Origin of the sequence: Xanthobacter sp. NM-25, from assembly GCF_022138605.1 — a bacterium.
Classification (GTDB): Bacteria; Pseudomonadota; Alphaproteobacteria; order Rhizobiales; family Xanthobacteraceae; genus Xanthobacter.
This window is the reverse complement of sequence record NZ_JACBFS010000002.1, coordinates 605,654-621,906: the sequence shown is the minus strand read 5'-3', so window position 1 is coordinate 621,906 and position 16,253 is coordinate 605,654. Positions and strand designations below refer to the sequence as shown.

The window sequence follows — 16,253 nt, the reverse complement described above, 5'->3', positions numbered from 1 at the left end:
TCACGCGGTCCGCATGATCTGGCCGGGCAGCGCCCGGGGATCGCGCGGCAGCCAGTGGCCGGCTTCCACCTGGGCAATGAATTCCGCCAGCTGGGCGTTGAAGGCACACGGCTCTTCGAGATTGAGCGTGTGCCCGGTCTTGGGGAACACCGACAGGCCACAGGCGGGAATGGTCTTCTTGAGGAAGATCCCCGGCTGCAGGCAATGGTCGTCCTCGTCGCCCACCATCACCAGCGTGGGCACCCTCATGGCCTTGAGGTCGTCTTCCAAGTCCCAGAAGGAGGGCCGGCGTGCCTGCACCCCGCGCATGGTCATGGCCGCGCCGATATCGGAATGGGTGGCGAGCCGGGCGGCGAAGTCCTGCCAGCCGCGCGGATCCTTGTTCTGGTACTGCACCCGGCTGGCGCCCAGGGCATAGATCTTGGAAAAGGCCTCGGCGCCGAGGCGCTCGAAATTATCGGCCACATCCCGCGAGACGCCGCGGAAATACTCTTCGAATTCCTTCTCGCACCCATAGCCGGCGCCGGCCACGGTGAGGGACAGGGCGCGTTCCGGCGTGCGCAGGCCGAAATGCACGGTGGCGAAGCCGCCCATGGACAGGCCGACGATATGTGCCTTGTCGATGCCGAGCCCGTCGAGCACCGCCACCGCATCATCGGCGGCGATGGCCTGGGAATAGCTGTCGATGTCGGTGGGAATGTCCGAGGGCGCATAGCCGCGTGCGGCATAGGTGATGCAGCGGTGGCGGCGGGCGAAGAACCGCATCTGCGGTTCCCAGCTCATGTGGTTGCCGCCGAATTCGTGCACGAACAGGATGGGGGTGCCGGTGCCCGCCTCTTCCACATGCAGGCGCACGCCGTCCTTGGCGGTGACGGTGAAGGGGGATGTCGTGAGGGCAGAACGAGACATGACAGACCTCGTCAGAACTGGGCGGGAACGTCGTTAAGGGCGCGGGCGCTGTCGACCAGCCGCGGCAGCAGGCTGGCGAACCTCTCGGCCCAGGGGCCGGGCACCGAGGTGCTCACCTTGATGAAGCGATCGCCGAAGCGGGCGGTGTGATAAGTGCCCTGGCGGATCATCATGCCCTCGCGCCGGGCGGCTTCCACCAGCGCCTCGGGCCGGATGCCGGCGGCCACCGTCTCGATCACCAGGAAGTTGCCATGGGAGGGATAGACCGGCAGGTGCAGCCCCTCGATGGCGAGGGCGGCATCGCGGATCATCTCCTTGTTGGCCCGGTCGATCCGGCGGACCTCGCGCATCCATTCGGGCTTCACCGCAAGGCCGGCCATGGCCGCGCGCTGGGCGATGACGCTGGCGCCGAGCACGGCGGTGGTGCACGCCGTGCAGCGGTCGAGCAGCTCGGGCGCGCCCACCAGGGCGCCGATGCGCAGGCCGGCGAGGCCCAGCCACTTGGAGAAGCTCAGCGAAACCAGGGCGCCTGCCGGGGCGGCGTGGAGCGCGGGGTAATGACCATCGGCGAAATCGCGATAGGTGCAGTCGTGCACCAAGAGGGCGCCGCAGTCGCGGGCGATGGCGGCGAACGCCTCGATCTCCGCGCGGCTGTAGCGGATGCCCAGCGGATTGTTGGGGTCCACCAGATAGATGATGGCGGTGCGGTCATCCACCGCCGCCTTCAGGGCCTCCGGGGTGAGGCGATAGCCGCAGGCGGCGTCGTAGATGGGGATCTCGATGACCTCGGCGCCCTGCTGGCGGGCGAACAGGCAGGGCCATTTCCAGGTCGGGTCGGTGGTGACGAAGGTGCTGCCCGGCGTGCAGAAGGCGCGGCACACCATGGCCAGCGCCGAAACGCCACCCTCGGTCACCAGGGCCTCGGCGCCGGGTGTGCCGAGGTCCGCGACGATGGCGGCGCGCAGGGCCTCGAAGCCCAGGGGCGGGGCATAGGCATTGAACTCGTGGGAGCGGACCGAGGCGATCATCGCCTCTTCCACCGCCGGGTGGGTGGGAATGTGGTTGGTATTCTGGCCGAGCCACATGAGGCCGGGGGTGGAGAACAGGTCGTCGAAATAGCGGTTGCGCAGACGCGCGCTGGATGTAGGGGCGTTGGACATGCGGGGCGTTCCTGGGCGCCCCGCCGTGATGGCGGGGCAGGATCTGGATTTTTGGGCGGCTGGGCGGGCGCGGCTCAGCTCAGATGACCGAGCCGCGGGCCGAGATGCCACCGTCGATGGTGACATTGGTGCCGGTGATGTAGCCGGCGCGGGGCGAGGCCAGGAACGCCACCAGGTCCGCCACTTCCTCGGCGGTGGCGGGACGCTTGCCGGGGTATTTGTCGTAGAGCTCTTCCCAGCGCGCCTCGGCGCCGAGCATGTCGATGGCCTTGCGCTTCATGATCTTCAGCATGCGGTCGGTGGCCACCGGGCCGGGATTGACGCCCACCACGCGCACGCCGTCGTTGAGGCTGGCGCCACCGAGCGCCTTGGTGAAGGACATGAGCGCGGCATTGCCGGTGGAGCCGGCGATGTAGCTGGCGTCCCAATTCTCACCGGAATTGCCGATGACGTTGATGATCACGCCGTCACGGCCGCGCATGCGCGCATAATAGGCCCGCGACAGGGTGATGTAGCCGAACACCTTGAGGTCGAAGCCGCGCCGCCATGCGGCGTCGTCCACCACGTCCAGGGCGCCGGCGGGGATGTCGCCGGCATTGTTGACGAGGATGTCCACCGCGCCGACATCGTCCACTAGCTTCTCCATGGCGGCGGTGCTGGACAGGTCCACCGGATAGATGGCCACGGTGACGCCATAGGTGGCCTCGAGGTCCGCCTTGGCCTGCGCCAGCGCCTCGCCATTGCGGGCGGCCAGGTGCAGGTGGCAGCCCTCGGCGGCCAGTGTCTGGGCGACGGCCAGGCCGATGCCCTTGGAGGCGCCGGTGATGAGGGCGGTCTTGTTGGTCAAATCGAGCTGCACGTTTGTATCTCCGCAGGGGCTGCCGATATACAAACTCATGCAATACGCATACCAATATCAGCCATAGGCGGCGAGGAAGTCCAGCAGGTCGTCACCCAGCAGGTTCACGTGGTCGCGCATGGCGGTGTGGGCGCGCTCCGCGTCGTGAACGCGGATGGCCTCGATGACGGCGGCGTGCTCCTTGAGGGTGGCGGCGATGCGGGTGGGCATGCGGGTGACGCGGCGCCGGTAGGCGGCCACCTGATTGCGCAGCCTGCGGGTTTGCTCGGCCAGGAAGGCGTTGCAGGAGGCTTCATAGATCGCCTCGTGAAATTCCTGGTTCACGTCATAGAAGGCGTCGACCTCATCCGGCGTCGCAAGGCCTTCCAGGCGCAGGTGAATGGCGTCGATCCTGGCGATCTGCGCGGGGGTGATGCGGCGGGCGGCAAGCCGCGCGCACAGGCCTTCCAGCTCCGCCATCACCTGGAACATCTCCACCAGCGTATGGCCGCCGATGCTGCGGACCATGGCGCCCTGGCGGCCGCGCAGTTCCACCAGATTGCTCGCCGCCAGCAGGCGAAAGGCCTCGCGCACGGGCGTGCGGGAGACCCCGAAGCGGTCGGCGATCTCCTGCTCGTCCAGGCGGCTGCCGGGCTCGATGCGTCCGGCTGAGATGGCCGTCTCCAGCTCCTTGCGGATGCGATCCGCCAGGGTGGCGCCGGGGGTTCCGGTACGGGTTTCCTGGTCATTCGGTGGGCAACTGCCTGCCTCATGTGCGCAAACATCTTGCATATGTGTTTCTTAGCTCACTTTACGTATACATAAAGAACGGGATCGCGCCTTGCTTCATGGGCTGATCCACGCCGCCGATGCGTGTCGTCCCTAGGATAAGAGGGCGTTGGCGGCAAAATGCAATGGTGCTGTTGCGCTGCCCCCGGATTGCGCCCCATCTCCGGATATTGGCATGCGCATTGCTAGATAATCTCCACAAATGGATCATCGGCGCATGCGCTGAGGCATCTGCATTATACAATAAAGGAAGGTGTGCTTTTGCCCGTGGCCACACATCACAAAGGGTCGTCGGAACCGGCCTCGGGCGCAGCGGCGCCGGAGTTCCCGGCCGCCGCGGTGCCGCCCCTGCTGGATTTGCGCGGGCTGAGCAAGACGTTTGGCGCCGTGCAGGCCCTGGGGAATTTCACCGCCACCATCCAGCCCGGCGAATTCGTCACCGTGGTCGGTCCCAGCGGCTGCGGCAAGAGCACCTTGTTCAACATCGTCTCGGGCCTCGAGGAGCCCGACGCCGGTGGCGTGGTGCGCTTCCAGGGCGCCAGTGTGATGGCCGCTGATCTGCTCGGCCGCGTCTCCTTCATGCCCCAGCGCGATCTGCTGCTGCCCTGGCGCACGGTGATCGACAATGCGGTGCTCGCGCTGGACGTGGAGGGGGCGCCGCGCAAGGCGGCGCGGGAGCAGGCGCGCGCCATGCTGCCGGAATTCGGCCTCGCTGGCTTTGGGGACCAGTATCCGAGCCAGCTGTCCGGCGGCATGCGCCAGCGGGTGGCACTGATGCGCACCTTTCTGTTCAAGCGCGAGCTGATGCTGCTCGACGAGCCGTTCGGCGCCCTCGACGCCCTGACGCGCACCATGATGCAGCGGTGGCTGCTCGATGTGTGGCAAACCCACAAGCGCACCATATTGTTCATCACCCACGATGTGGACGAAGCCCTGTTCCTGGGGGATCGGGTGATCGTGATGAGCGCGCGTCCCGGCCGCGTGAAGCTGGAGCAGAAGGTGGATCTGCCCCGTCCGCGTCCCGCCGAGGTGGTGATTTCGCCGGAGTTCATCCGCCTCAAGCGCACCCTCCTGGAAGCCATCGAGGAAGAGGCGATGAAGTCGTTCCTCGCCCCCGGCGCCGACGGCGCCACCACAACGGAGGTCCGCTGATGAGCGCTCCCCTCGCCCGTGTTCCCCGCCCGTGCGATCCCCAGGAATGGGCGGCCCGGGTTGAGCTCGCCGCCTGCTACCGGCTGGTGGCGAAGCTGGGCCTCGATGATCTCATCTACAATCACATCTCACTGCGGCTGCCCGGGCGCGAGGGGGAGTTCCTCATCAACCCCTACGGCCTGCTGTTCGAAGAGATCACCGCGTCCAGCCTGGTGAAGATCGACACCGAAGGCCGCAAGCTCGACAACACGCCCTATGAGGTGAACCGCGCCGCCTTCGTCATCCACGCGGCCGTGCACAAAACCGGGTCCGATGCGGCCTGTGTGCTGCATACCCATTCCGATGCCAGTGTCGCGATCTCCGGCCAGAAAGAGGGGCTGCTGCCGCTCAGCCAGTTCGCCATGCGCTTCTACCAGCGCCAGGGGTTCCATGCCTATGAAGGGGTGGCCATCGATCTCGACGAGCAGGCGCGGCTGGTGGCCGATCTCGGCACCCACAAGGTTATGCTGATGCGTCACCACGGCATCCTCACCGTTGGCCGCACGGTCGGTGAGGCGTTCATGCTGCTCTATTATTTCGAGCGGGCCGCGCGCATCCAGCTGGCCATGCAGGCGGCCTGCGCTTCTGGTGTGGAGCTGATGCTGCCGCCGCACGCGGTCTGCGAGAAGGCCGCGCGCCAGTTTTGGGAGCAGCAGGGCGACATCCTCATTCCCGGCGAGCGGGAATGGCCGGGCCTGCTGCGCCAGCTCGATCGCGCCGATTCCAGTTTTCGCCAGTGAGCCGGCGCGGCATTGCCGCCGGCCATGTGGCGCTCCCCACTCTCGCGCCCTCCAACCCCCGGAGATCTGACATGACGACCCGCCGAAGCCTGCTGGCCACCCTGGTGGCCGGCGCCGCGTTCATCACCGCGGCCCTGCCGGCCGTGCCGGCCGCCGCTGCCGATCTCACCAAGGCCAGCCTGCGTCTGAAATGGCTGCCGCAAGCCCAGTTCGCGGGCTTCTACGTGGCGGTCGCCAAGGGTTACTACAAGGCCGAGGGCATCGACCTCACCATCAACCCGGGCGGTCCCAACATTCTCACCGAGAATCTGGTGGCCACCGGCGCCGACACGTTCGGCCTGTCGGGTGGCGTCGACAGCGTGTTCGCCGCCCGCGACAAGGGCATGCCGGTGGTGTGCGTGGGCATCGCCCACCAGATGACGCCGTTCGTGTTCGTCACCCGCGCCGACGGGCCCATCAAGAGCGTCGACGATTTCAAGGGCAAGAAGGTCACCACCTGGTTCACCGGCGCCAACCACGTGCTGAAGGCGATGCTGACCAAGGCGGGCGTGGACCCAGCGCTGGTCAACATCCAGCCGCAGCAGGTGAGCGTGACGCCGTTCGTGGATGGCCAGGTGGATGTCATCACCGCCACCCGCTACAATGAGTATTACACCATCAAGACCCGCATGGGCGAAGAGACGCTGCGTAGTTTCGTGGCCGAAGACTTCGGCGTCACCTTCCCCCGTGACACGCTGATCGTGTCGGAGACCACCGCCAAGGAGAAGCCGGAGCTGGTGAAGGCGTTCCTGCGGGCCTCCATCAAGGGCTGGCAGGATGCCTTCGCCGATCCCAAGGGCGCCGTCGACACCATCATGGCGGTCGCGCCCACCCTCGACCGGGCCCACCAGGAATTCATGCTGGCCGAGGCCCAGAAGCTGATGCTGGCCGGCACCGTGAAGGAGAACGGCCTGTTCTGGATCGACATGGGCGCCGTGAAGACCGCCGAGCAGCTGTTCCTCGACGCCAAGGTGATCGCCAAGCCGGTGGATCTGGCTGCCACCTTCAACGTGAGCTTCCTGGAATCCATCCCGCTGGCGGAGCGTCGCCCGTGAGCGGCGCCCTCGTTGCGTCTCCGGCCTCACGGCCGGAGACGATGTCCCTCGCCCTCCTCGCCCCGCTGTGGCGCTTCGCCCGTGGCCTGTTCTGGCTGGCGGTGGTGCTGGCGGTGGCCGAGGGGCTGATCGTGCTGTTTGGCGTGCGGCCCTATTACGTGCCGCGGCCGAGCGTGGTCATCGGCGCCATCCTGGCGACGCCAACGCCCTATGTGCAGGGCTTCCTGCGCACCCTGTCGGAAACACTGCTGGGCTTTGCCTCGGGGGCGGTGTTCGGCATCGGCATCGGTGTGCTGTTCTTCCGGGCGCGGGCGCTGCGGGAACTGGTGTTTCCCATCTTCATCGTGTCGCAGACCATTCCGGTCATCGCCTTCGGCGCGCTGGTGGTGCTGTGGTTCGGCAACACCCTGGTGGCCAAGGCCGCCATCTCCTTCTATCTCACCTTCTTTCCCGTCACCGTGAACACCCTGCTGGGGCTCGAGGGGGTCGATCCGCGCCAGGAGGCGCTGATGCGCTCGTTCGGCGCCAGCCGCTTCAAGCTGCTGACCCATCTGCAATTGCCCAGCGCGCTGCCGCAGATCTTCGTCGCGCTGCGCCTCGCCTCGGCGCTGGCCCTGGTGGGCGCGCTGGTGGGCGAGTGGTTCGGCGATACGGTGGGGCTCGGCGTGCTGCTGCTGCAGGGCATGTACAACGAGAACGTGGTCGCCATCTGGGCCGCCATCGCTGTCTGCGCGCTGCTGGGCACCGGCCTCTATGCCGCCGTCAGCATGATCGAGAAGTGGCTCGTCTTCTGGGGAGCGGAGCAATGAGCGCGACGGCGGATTTCGCCGCGGCCCTGCCGCGCGTGCTCGGCTCGCGCACGGTTCAGCGGGGCGTGCTGGGCATGGTGCTGCTGGTGGCGGTGTGGGAAGGCGTGGCGCGGGGCTTCGCTTTGCCCGCTTATACCCTGCCGGCGGTCAGCGCCATCCTGGTCAATATTGTCGACAGCTGGGCGGTGCTGGCGCCGGCGGCCAGCTACACCTTGACGGAGTCCCTGCTCGGCTATGGGGTGGGCTCACTGATCGGCATCGCGCTGGCGGGGCTCATCACCCTGGTCCCCCGGGCCCGGGCGGCCATCCTGCCGGTGGCGACCGCCATCAATTCGGTGCCGGTGGTGGCGTGGTCGCCGCTGATCCTGCTGTGGTTCGGCATCGGCATCGCCTCCAAGGTGGTGATGGTGGCGCTGGCGGTGAGCTTCACCGTGTTCCTTTCCGCCCTGGCCGGCTTCGACCGGGTCGACCGGCGCGCCGCCGATCTCATGCGCTCGTTCGGCGCCGGCCGGCTCTCGGTGCTGTGGCGGCTGCGCCTGCCCACAGCGCTGCCGCTGATCGCCGCCGGCATGCGGGTCTCCACCGTGCGGGCCATCATCGTCGCCATCGTCACCGAAATGCTGGGCGCCTACGACGGCATCGGCTGGGTGATCTACCAGGCGGTTCTGCAAGTGGACTTCGTGCGGGTGTGGTCGGCCATCTTCGTGGCCTCGGCCATCAGCCTCGCCTTCTTCGGCCTCGTGAGCTTCTGCGAGCGGCGCCTCATCTTCTGGACCTGAGATCCCGACCATGTCACGACAGATGCACTTCGGCCTGTTCCTGCTGGGAACGGGGAGCCACATCGCGGGCTGGCGCCAGCCGGGTGCCATGGATACTTTCCAGGACATCGAGAAGGTGCGGCAGATCGCGGCCACCGCCGAGCGCGGCCTGTTCGACCTCATCTTCATGGGCGACAACCTGAACGCCGATCCCGCCAGCCACCCCTCCTACACGGCGCGGCTGGAGCCCATGACCCTGCTCGCCGCCATCGCCGGCGCCACCCGCCACATCGGCCTCGGCGGCACCGTGTCCACCACCTATGCGGATCCCTTTTCGGTGGCCCGGGCGTTCGCTTCGCTCGATCACATCAGCGGCGGGCGGGCTGCCTGGAACGCGGTGACCACCTCGGCGCCGGCCGCCGCCGCCAATTTCGGCACCCAGCATCCCGACCACGCCCGGCGCTACGAGCGGGCCGGTGAGTTCGTGGATGTGGTGACGGGCCTGTGGGACTGCTGGGCCGACGACGCCATCTGCGCCGATCGCGCAAGCGGCGTCTATATCGATCCCGCCAAGGTGCGGCCCCTCGACCACGAGGGCCCGTTCTTCAAGGTGAAGGGGCCGCTCAACATCGGGCGCTCGCCCCAGGGCCATCCCATCATCTCCCAGGCCGGCGGTTCGGAGCCGGGGCAGATGCTCGCCGCCCGCACCGCCGACATCGTGTTCGCGGTGGTGCAGGACCTGGCGGAGGCGAAGGCCGGTTACGACAGCCTCAAGGCCCGCCTGCCGGCCTTTGGCCGCCATCCCGACGAAGTGTGTGTTCTACCGGGGGTGATGCCGGTGGTGGGGCGCACCGCCAAGGAGGCGCGGGAGAAGCTCAACGATCTCATGCAGTTCGTCGACACGAGCAATGCGCTGGGCATGCTCTCGGAGCGCTTCGGCCACGACATGAGCGCCTATGCGCTCGACGGTCCCATTCCCGATCTGCCGGAGGCCGACACCTACAAGTCGTTCACCGGGGTGCTGCTCTCGAAGGCCCGGCGGGACGGCATGAGCCTGCGGGATCTCTACAATCTGGTGGCGGCGGCCCGTGGCCACTGGGTGCTGTGCGGGGCGGCGGAAGAGGTGGCCGATACGCTCCAGCAGTGGTTCGAGGCCGGCGCCGCCGATGGCTTCAACGTGATGCCGCCCTATTTCCCCGGCGCGTTCGACGATTTCGTCGATCTGGTCATTCCGATCCTGCAGGAGCGCGGCCTGTTCCGCACCGCCTATGAGGGCGCCACCCTGCGTGATCTGCTGGGCCTGAAGCGGCCGGCCAATCCCAACTTCTGACCCGGGGTGGGCGGGCCCCCGCGACGGGGGCCCGCCACGTCACTTCATGGTGGGCATCACGAACTCGGCGCCGGCGCGGATGCCGGTGGGCCAGCGGGTGGTGATGGTCTTCAGCCGCGTGTAGAAGCGCACGCCCTCCGGCCCATGCATGTGGTGATCGCCGAACAGCGAGGCCTTCCAGCCGCCGAAGGAGTGGAACGCCATGGGCACCGGGATCGGCACGTTGATGCCCACCATGCCCACCTTGATGTCATGGGCGAACTCGCGGGCGGCGTCGCCGTCGCGGGTGAAGATGGCGGTGCCGTTGCCGAACTCGTGCTCGTTGATGAGGGTGGCGGCGGTGGCGAAGCTGTCGGCGCGCAGCACCGCCAGCACCGGGCCGAAGATCTCTTCCTTGTAGATGCGCATGTCCGGCGTCACGTTGTCGAACAGCGTGCCGCCGATGAAGTAGCCGTCCTCATAGCCCTGCAGCTTCAGGCCGCGGCCGTCCACCACCAGGGTCGCGCCCTCGGCGACGCCAGCATCCACATAGCCGGAGACCTTGTCCAGGTGCTGGCGGGTGACGAGCGGGCCCATCTCCGCCTCGGGGTCGGTGCCGGGGCCCACCTTCAGCGCGCGCACCTTGGGTTCGAGCTTGGCCATCAGGGCGTTGGCCGTCTCCTCGCCCACCGGCACGGCCACCGACACCGCCATGCAGCGCTCGCCGGCGGAGCCGTAGGCGGCGCCCATCAGCGCATCCACCGCCTGGTCGAGGTCGGCGTCGGGCATGATGATCATGTGGTTCTTGGCGCCGCCCAGGGCCTGGCAGCGCTTGCCGGTGCGGGCGGCGGTCTCATAGATGTATTTGGCGATGGGGGTGGAGCCCACGAAGCTGATGGCGGAGATGTCCGGGTCGTGGAGCAGGGCATCCACCGCGTCCTTGTCGCCGTTCACCACGTTGAACACGCCGTCGGGCAGCCCGGCTTCCTTGAGCCACTCGGCCAGCACCAAGGCGGCGGAGGGATCGCGCTCGGATGGCTTCAGGATGAAGCAATTGCCGCAGGCCAGCGCCACCGGGAACATCCACATGGGCACCATGGCGGGGAAGTTGAACGGGGTGATGCCGGCGACGATGCCCAGGGGCTGGCGCACGCCGTAGCTGTCCACCTTGGTGCCCACGTCCTCGGTGATCTCACCCTTCAGCATCTGGGGAATACCGGTGGCGAACTCCACCACCTCCATGCCGCGCTGGATTTCGCCCTTGGCGTCGGACAGCACCTTGCCGTGTTCGGCGGTGATGATGGCGGAGAGGCTGTCGATGCGCTCTTCCATGATGCGCAGGAAGGCGTTGAGGATGCGGGCACGGCGCAGCGGCGTGGTGGCGGCCCAGCCGGGGGCGGCGGCCTTGGCGGCGTCCACCGCGGCGCGCACCTCTTCCGGCGCTGCCAAAGCGACGCTGCCGGACTGGAGCCCGGTGGCCGGGTTGAACACTGGGGCGCTGCGGCCGCTGGTGCCCTCGACGCGGCGGCCGGCGATGTAATGGGGAATGGATTGGGCCATGGCTGAGGTCCTTGCGCGGGCAGCGGGCGCGGCTGGCCCGCCGGAATGACGACGCTCCTCCTTCCCGCTTCAAGAGGCGCACAGCAATGAGTAAGATCGATAACTCATTGTGCGAAATTTGAAGTGTGATGATGGATTGGGATCATTTGCGCGTCTTCCTGGCGGTGGCGCGGCAGGGTCAGTTGCTGGCGGCGGCGCGGCGGCTGGGGCTGAACCACGCCACCGTGGCGCGCCGGCTGGATGCGCTGGAGGCGGCGCTGGCGACACCCCTGTTCGATCGCCGCCCGGCGGGCACGGTGCTCACCGCGGCGGGGGAGCGGCTGCTGCCGGCGGCGGAGCGCATCGAGGCGGAGATCCTGGGTGCCGCCGAGAGCCTGCGCGAGGAGGCGGGGGAGGTCTCCGGCACCGTGCGCATCGGCGCGCCGGACGGCCTCGGCAATTATTTCCTGGCCGCCGAACTGGGCCGCCTCGCCGCCGCTTACCCGGACCTGATCGTGGAACTGGTGCCGCTGCCGCGGACCTTCTCCTTGTCCCGGCGCGAAGCCGATCTCGCCATCGTTCTGGACCGGCCGGCGGAAGGCCGGCTGGTGGTCTCGCGCCTCACCGATTACACCCTGGGCGTCTATGCGGCGCAGGCCTATCTCGAAGCGGCGGGCACGCCGCAGGAGGTGGAGGATCTCGCCAACCACACGGTGGTGACCGGGGTGGAGGACCTCGCCTATGCCTCGGCCCTCGATTATGCTGAGGTGCTGGAGCGCCACGGCGGCCGGCGCTTCCGCTGCGCCAGCGTGATGGGGCAGGTGGAGGCGGTGAAGGCCGGCACCGGCATCGGCGTGCTGCATGATTTCGCCGTGGGCGCCCATGACGGGCTGACCCGGATCCTGCCGCAGGTGCGCTTCCGCCGCAGCTATCACCTCCTCGCTCATCCCGATACGCAGGCGGTGCGCCGCATCGCCGTGGCGCGGGATGTCCTGGCCCGCCGCTTCCGCGAGGCGCGGGCGCGCTTCATCTGCGCATGAACAAGGCGCGGTCGGCCCGCACCCGGCTGGTGAGGGCGGCGAGCACCGCCTGCACCCGGCGCAGCCGCCGCATGTCGTCATGGACCGAGAGCCAATAGCTGCGGGTGAGGCCCACCGCCTCGGGCAGGAGGCGGATCAGCTCCGGCCTCCGGGCGGCGAGGAAGGTGGGCAGCACCCCCAGCGCCGCGCCGCTCGCCACCGCCTCCACCTGGGCGATGACGCTGGTGCTGCGGATAGTGGGGGAAAGCTCCACCCGCTCGTCGAGCCGGGAGAAATCGAGGGCGGCGGTGAACAGCAGCTCGGGGATGTAGCCGGCGAACACATGGTCGGGCAAAGCGGCGACGCTGGCCGGTTCGCCGCGCCGGTCGAAATAGGCGCGGGTGCCATAAAGATCGAGGCTGTAGTCGGTGAGCTTGCGCACGCTCACCCGCCCGGCGGCGGGCCGCTCCAGGGTGATGGCGATATCCACCTCGCGGCTGGCCAGGGAATAGGTGCGTGGCAGGGCCACCAGCTCGGTTTCCAAGCCCGGATGCTCGGCTGAGAGGGCGGCGAGCCGGGCGGCCAGATAGCCGACGCCGAGCCCTTCCGGCGCCCCCACCCGCACCCGGCCGGCCAGCACCATCTGGTCTTCCCCAAGGCCGGCCACCTTGCGCAGCACGATGGATTCGATCTCCTCCACCGCCTCCGCCAGCTTCTGGCCCTGCTCGGTGATGACGGTGCGCCGGCCGGCCCGCTCCACCAGAGGCGCGCCCAGCGCCGCTTCCAGCCGGGCGATACGGCGGCCCACGGTGGAATCGTCCACCCCCAGGGCCTTGCCGGCGCTGGTCATGCGGCCGGAGCGGGTAAGCTGCAGAAAGATGCGCAGATCGTCCCAATCCATGGCCTTGTTCTGCATTTTTGCGGAAGTGAAGCGACGCTATCGGCCTTGAGCGGGAAAATCCAGCGTGTCATCACCGCAAGAGCCAGAAGCCACCAAGAGCCACTGGAACAGGGAGAGCGCCATGGGCACCGACGACGTGGGCCGTCTCGACGGCGATTATGATTACATCGTCGTTGGCGCCGGCACCGCCGGCTGCATCGTCGCCAACCGCCTCTCGGCGGACCCCGCCAAACGGGTGCTGCTGCTGGAGGCCGGCGGGCGCGACAACTGGATCTGGTTCCATATTCCGGTGGGCTATCTGTTCGCCATCGGCAATCCGCGCTCCGATTGGATGTTCAAGACCGATCCCGAGCCGGGGCTGAACGGGCGGGCGCTGAACTATCCGCGCGGCAAGGTCATCGGCGGCTCGTCCGCCATCAATGCCATGATCTCCATGCGTGGCCAGGCGGCCGATTACGATCATTGGCGCCAGCTCGGCCTCACCGGCTGGGGCTGGGATGATGTGCTGCCCGCCTTCAAGGCGCTGGAGGACCATTTCCTCGGGGCGAGCGCCCTGCACGGCACCGGCGGCGGCTGGCGCATCGAGGCGCCGCGCCTCTCCTGGGACGTGCTGGATGCGGTGGGCCGCGCGGCGGAGGAGATGGGCGTGCGCCGGGTGCCGGATTTCAACACCGGCGACAATGAGGGCGTGGGCTATTTCCATGTGAACCAGAAGCGCGGCCGGCGCTGGTCGTCCGCCCGCGGCTTCCTGAAGCCGGCCCTCGGCCGCGCCAACCTGCGGCTGGAAACCGATGTGGTGGCCGATCGTGTGCTGGTCGAGGCCGGTCGGGCGGTGGGGGTGCGCTATCGCCAGAACGGGCGGCTGATGGAGGCGCGGGCGCGCGGCGAGGTGCTGCTGTGCTCCGGCTCCATCGGCTCCATCCAGGTGCTGCACCGTTCCGGCATCGGCCCCGGCGAATGGCTGGCGCCCCTGGGGCTGGAGGTCGTCGCCGACCGTCCCGGCGTGGGGCGGAACCTGCAGGATCACCTGCAGCAGCGGGCCATCTACAAGGTGCATGGCATCCGCACCCTCAACGAGACCTATTATTCGCTGCCGCGCCGGGCCCTGATGGGGATCGACTATGCCCTGCGCCGGCGCGGACCGCTGACCATGGCGCCTTCCCAATTGGGCATCTTCACGAGGTCCGATCCGGGCCAGGAGCGGGCCAATATCCAGTTCCACGTTCAGCCCTTGTCCTTGGACAAGTTCGGCGAGCCGCTGCACCGCTTCCCGGCCATCACCGTGGCGGCCTGCAACCTGCGCCCCACCTCCCGTGGGCTGGTGCGGGTGACCACGGCGGACCTCGATGCGCCGCCGCAGATCGCCCCCCATTATCTCACCACCGAGGCTGACCGGCAGGTGGCGGCGGATGCCATCCGCGTCACCCGGCGGCTCATGGGCCAGAAGGCGCTGGCGCCCTATCGGCCGCAGGAATATCTGCCGGGGCCGAGCGTGGGGGATGATGCGGCCTCCCTCGCCAAGGCGGCGGGCGACATCGGCACCACCATCTTCCACCCGGTCGGCACCGCCAAGATGGGGCGGGCGGATGATCCGCAGGCGGTGGTGGATGAACGGCTGCGGGTCTTCGGCATCGGCGGGCTCCGGGTGATCGATGCGTCGGTGATGCCCACCATCACCTCCGGCAACACCAACACCCCCACCGCCATGATCGCCGAGAAGGGCGCCGGCTTCGTCCTTGCCGACGCCCACTGATGCCGGCCGCCCTCAGCCGATGACGCCGGCGCGGCGCAGATCGGCGAGGGTCTCCGGCGCGAGGGCGAGCCGCTCGTGCAGCACCGCGTCGGTCTGCGCGCCCAGCTGCGGCGGCGCGCTGTCATAGCGGGCGGGGGTGGCGGAGAGCTTCACCGGGAAGCCCACCACTGGAACCGTGGTGCCGCCCTCCAGCGTCATGTGCTGCACCAGGCCGCGGGCGGCGATCTGCGGCTCGGCGAACACCTGGTCGATGCGGTTGATGGGCCCGCCCGGCACCCCGGCCTCCGCCATGGCGGGGATGAGGTCGGCGGTGGACCATTGGGCGATGGCCGCGCCCAGGGCCGCTTCCACCTCGTCGCGCCGGGCGACGCGCGCGGCATTGTCGCCATAGCGCGGATCCTCGGCCATGGCATCGAGCTTCAAAAGCCGGCACAGGGCGCGGAACTGGCGGTCGTTGCCGGTGGCGATGATGGCATGGCCGTCGCGGGTGGGGAAGGTGCGGTAGGGCACCACATTGGGGTGCAGATTGCCCATGGGTCTGGGGATCATGCCGCCCACCAGCCAGTTCATGGCCTGGTTGGCGAGCACCGCCACCTGGGTGTCGAGCAGCGCGCAGTCGAGATGCTGGCCGGTGCCGGTGGCATCGCGATGGCGCAGCGCCGCGAGAATGGAGATGGTGGCGTAAAGCCCAGTGAAAACATCGGAAACGGCGACGCCGACCTTCATGGGTTCGGCCCCGGGCGTGCCCTCCGGCTGGCCGGTGATGCTCATGAGGCCGCTCATGCCCTGCACCACGAAATCATAGCCCGGCCGCTTCGCCAGCGGGCCATCCTGGCCGAAGCCGGTGATGGAGCAATAGACCAGCCGGGGGTTGATGGCGCGCAGGCTCTCATAATCGAGCCCATAGCGGGCAAGGGCGCCCACCTTGAAATTCTCCAGCACCACGTCGCTGTCGCGGGCCAGGGCGCGGATGAGATCGGCCCCGGTGGGCTGGGCCATGTCCACGGTGATGGAGCGCTTGTTGCGATTGCAGCCGAGGAAATAGGCGCTGAAGCGGGCGCCCTCGGCGCCATCCTCCACGAACGGTGGGCCCCAGGAGCGGGTGTCGTCGCCAGCCCCCGGCTGCTCCACCTTGATGACGTCGGCGCCGAGATCGCCGAGGATCTGGGAGGCCCAGGGGCCGGCCAGGACGCGGCTGAGATCCAGCACCCGCAGGCCGGCGAGGGCATAGGGGGCGGAGCGAAGGAGCGTTTCCGAATCACGTTCTTGCATGGAATTTCATTCTGTGAAATATTATTTCATATAATCTAGCGCAGGGTCATCCACCCCACAAGGGCGCCGATGACTCGGTGTGGTTGCGGGCGTCGATCCGCGTGCCTAGAAGTCACAGGCGCCGGCGGTGTGTGACCGCCCGTCGGCGCAGGTTGCCGGATCCACCGGCCGC

At 68.3% G+C, this 16,253-nt stretch carries 15 protein-coding genes; 8 read left to right on the top strand and 7 right to left on the bottom strand.

Going from position 1 to position 16,253, the window contains the following annotated elements; translation table 11 throughout:
* The 4 genes from MEU52_RS08690 to MEU52_RS08675 all read right to left on the bottom strand — a co-directional run bounded on the left by MEU52_RS08690 (window position 1) and on the right by MEU52_RS08675 (window position 3,699).
* On the bottom strand, window positions 1-909 hold the full coding sequence (locus tag MEU52_RS08690) for an alpha/beta fold hydrolase (RefSeq protein WP_238120342.1): 909 nt from the start codon (window positions 907-909) through the stop codon (window positions 1-3).
* A gap of 11 nt (window positions 910-920) precedes the next feature.
* Window positions 921-2,069 carry a pyridoxal phosphate-dependent aminotransferase gene (locus MEU52_RS08685; RefSeq protein WP_238120343.1) on the bottom strand — a complete coding sequence of 383 codons (1,149 nt, stop codon included), beginning with the start codon at window positions 2,067-2,069 and terminating at the stop codon, window positions 921-923.
* 79 nt (window positions 2,070-2,148) lie between these two features.
* The gene (locus MEU52_RS08680) at window positions 2,149-2,928 is read right to left on the bottom strand and encodes an SDR family oxidoreductase (protein WP_238120344.1); all 780 of its coding nucleotides are present in this window, start codon (window positions 2,926-2,928) and stop codon (window positions 2,149-2,151) included.
* Between the two features lie 57 nt (window positions 2,929-2,985).
* Complete coding sequence (locus MEU52_RS08675; protein ID WP_238120345.1) at window positions 2,986-3,699, bottom strand: GntR family transcriptional regulator; 714 nt, start codon at window positions 3,697-3,699, stop codon at window positions 2,986-2,988.
* A gap of 264 nt (window positions 3,700-3,963) precedes the next feature.
* On the opposite strand from MEU52_RS08675, the gene MEU52_RS08670 reads away from it, so the two are divergent.
* The 6 genes from MEU52_RS08670 (at window position 3,964) to MEU52_RS08645 (ending at window position 9,618) form a co-directional block, all read left to right on the top strand.
* The gene (locus tag MEU52_RS08670) at window positions 3,964-4,848 is read left to right on the top strand and encodes an ABC transporter ATP-binding protein (RefSeq protein WP_238120347.1); all 885 of its coding nucleotides are present in this window, start codon (window positions 3,964-3,966) and stop codon (window positions 4,846-4,848) included.
* Window positions 4,848-5,627, top strand: a complete 780-nt coding sequence (locus MEU52_RS08665) for a class II aldolase/adducin family protein (protein ID WP_238120348.1) — start codon at window positions 4,848-4,850, stop codon at window positions 5,625-5,627. Before MEU52_RS08670 ends, MEU52_RS08665 begins: the two co-directional genes overlap by 1 nt.
* Before the next feature lie 71 nt (window positions 5,628-5,698).
* On the top strand, window positions 5,699-6,721 hold the full coding sequence (locus MEU52_RS08660) for an ABC transporter substrate-binding protein (RefSeq protein ID WP_238120350.1): 1,023 nt from the start codon (window positions 5,699-5,701) through the stop codon (window positions 6,719-6,721).
* Window positions 6,722-6,762: 41 nt separating this feature from the next.
* Window positions 6,763-7,530 (top strand): ABC transporter permease, encoded by a 768-nt coding sequence (locus MEU52_RS08655; RefSeq protein WP_238120352.1) that lies wholly within the window; start codon window positions 6,763-6,765, stop codon window positions 7,528-7,530.
* Window positions 7,527-8,309 carry an ABC transporter permease gene (locus MEU52_RS08650; RefSeq protein WP_238120353.1) on the top strand — a complete coding sequence of 261 codons (783 nt, stop codon included), beginning with the start codon at window positions 7,527-7,529 and terminating at the stop codon, window positions 8,307-8,309. The genes MEU52_RS08655 and MEU52_RS08650 overlap by 4 nt, the downstream gene beginning before the upstream one ends.
* 10 nt (window positions 8,310-8,319) lie before the next feature.
* The gene (locus MEU52_RS08645; RefSeq protein ID WP_238120354.1) at window positions 8,320-9,618 is read left to right on the top strand and encodes an LLM class flavin-dependent oxidoreductase; all 1,299 of its coding nucleotides are present in this window, start codon (window positions 8,320-8,322) and stop codon (window positions 9,616-9,618) included.
* Between the two features lie 39 nt (window positions 9,619-9,657).
* Here the strand turns inward: MEU52_RS08645 and MEU52_RS08640 are convergent, their stop codons facing one another.
* Complete coding sequence (locus MEU52_RS08640; RefSeq protein ID WP_238120355.1) at window positions 9,658-11,157, bottom strand: CoA-acylating methylmalonate-semialdehyde dehydrogenase; 1,500 nt, start codon at window positions 11,155-11,157, stop codon at window positions 9,658-9,660.
* A 131-nt stretch (window positions 11,158-11,288) separates the two neighbouring features.
* On the opposite strand from MEU52_RS08640, the gene MEU52_RS08635 reads away from it, so the two are divergent.
* Entirely contained in the window at window positions 11,289-12,176 is an 888-nt protein-coding gene (locus MEU52_RS08635) for a LysR family transcriptional regulator (RefSeq protein ID WP_238120884.1), read from the top strand.
* On the opposite strand, the gene MEU52_RS08630 is transcribed toward MEU52_RS08635, so the two are convergent.
* Window positions 12,163-13,056, bottom strand: coding sequence for a LysR family transcriptional regulator (locus MEU52_RS08630; protein WP_238120356.1), 894 nt, complete (start codon window positions 13,054-13,056; stop codon window positions 12,163-12,165). The two genes, MEU52_RS08635 and MEU52_RS08630, sit on opposite strands and share 14 nt — an antisense overlap.
* A 121-nt stretch (window positions 13,057-13,177) precedes the next feature.
* Between MEU52_RS08630 and MEU52_RS08625 the strand changes: the two genes are divergently transcribed.
* Window positions 13,178-14,809 carry a GMC family oxidoreductase gene (locus MEU52_RS08625; RefSeq protein WP_238120357.1) on the top strand — a complete coding sequence of 544 codons (1,632 nt, stop codon included), beginning with the start codon at window positions 13,178-13,180 and terminating at the stop codon, window positions 14,807-14,809.
* A gap of 12 nt (window positions 14,810-14,821) precedes the next feature.
* Here the strand turns inward: MEU52_RS08625 and MEU52_RS08620 are convergent, their stop codons facing one another.
* Entirely contained in the window at window positions 14,822-16,081 is a 1,260-nt protein-coding gene (locus MEU52_RS08620; RefSeq protein WP_238120358.1) for a CaiB/BaiF CoA transferase family protein, read from the bottom strand.
* Window positions 16,082-16,253: the final 172 nt, after the last annotated feature.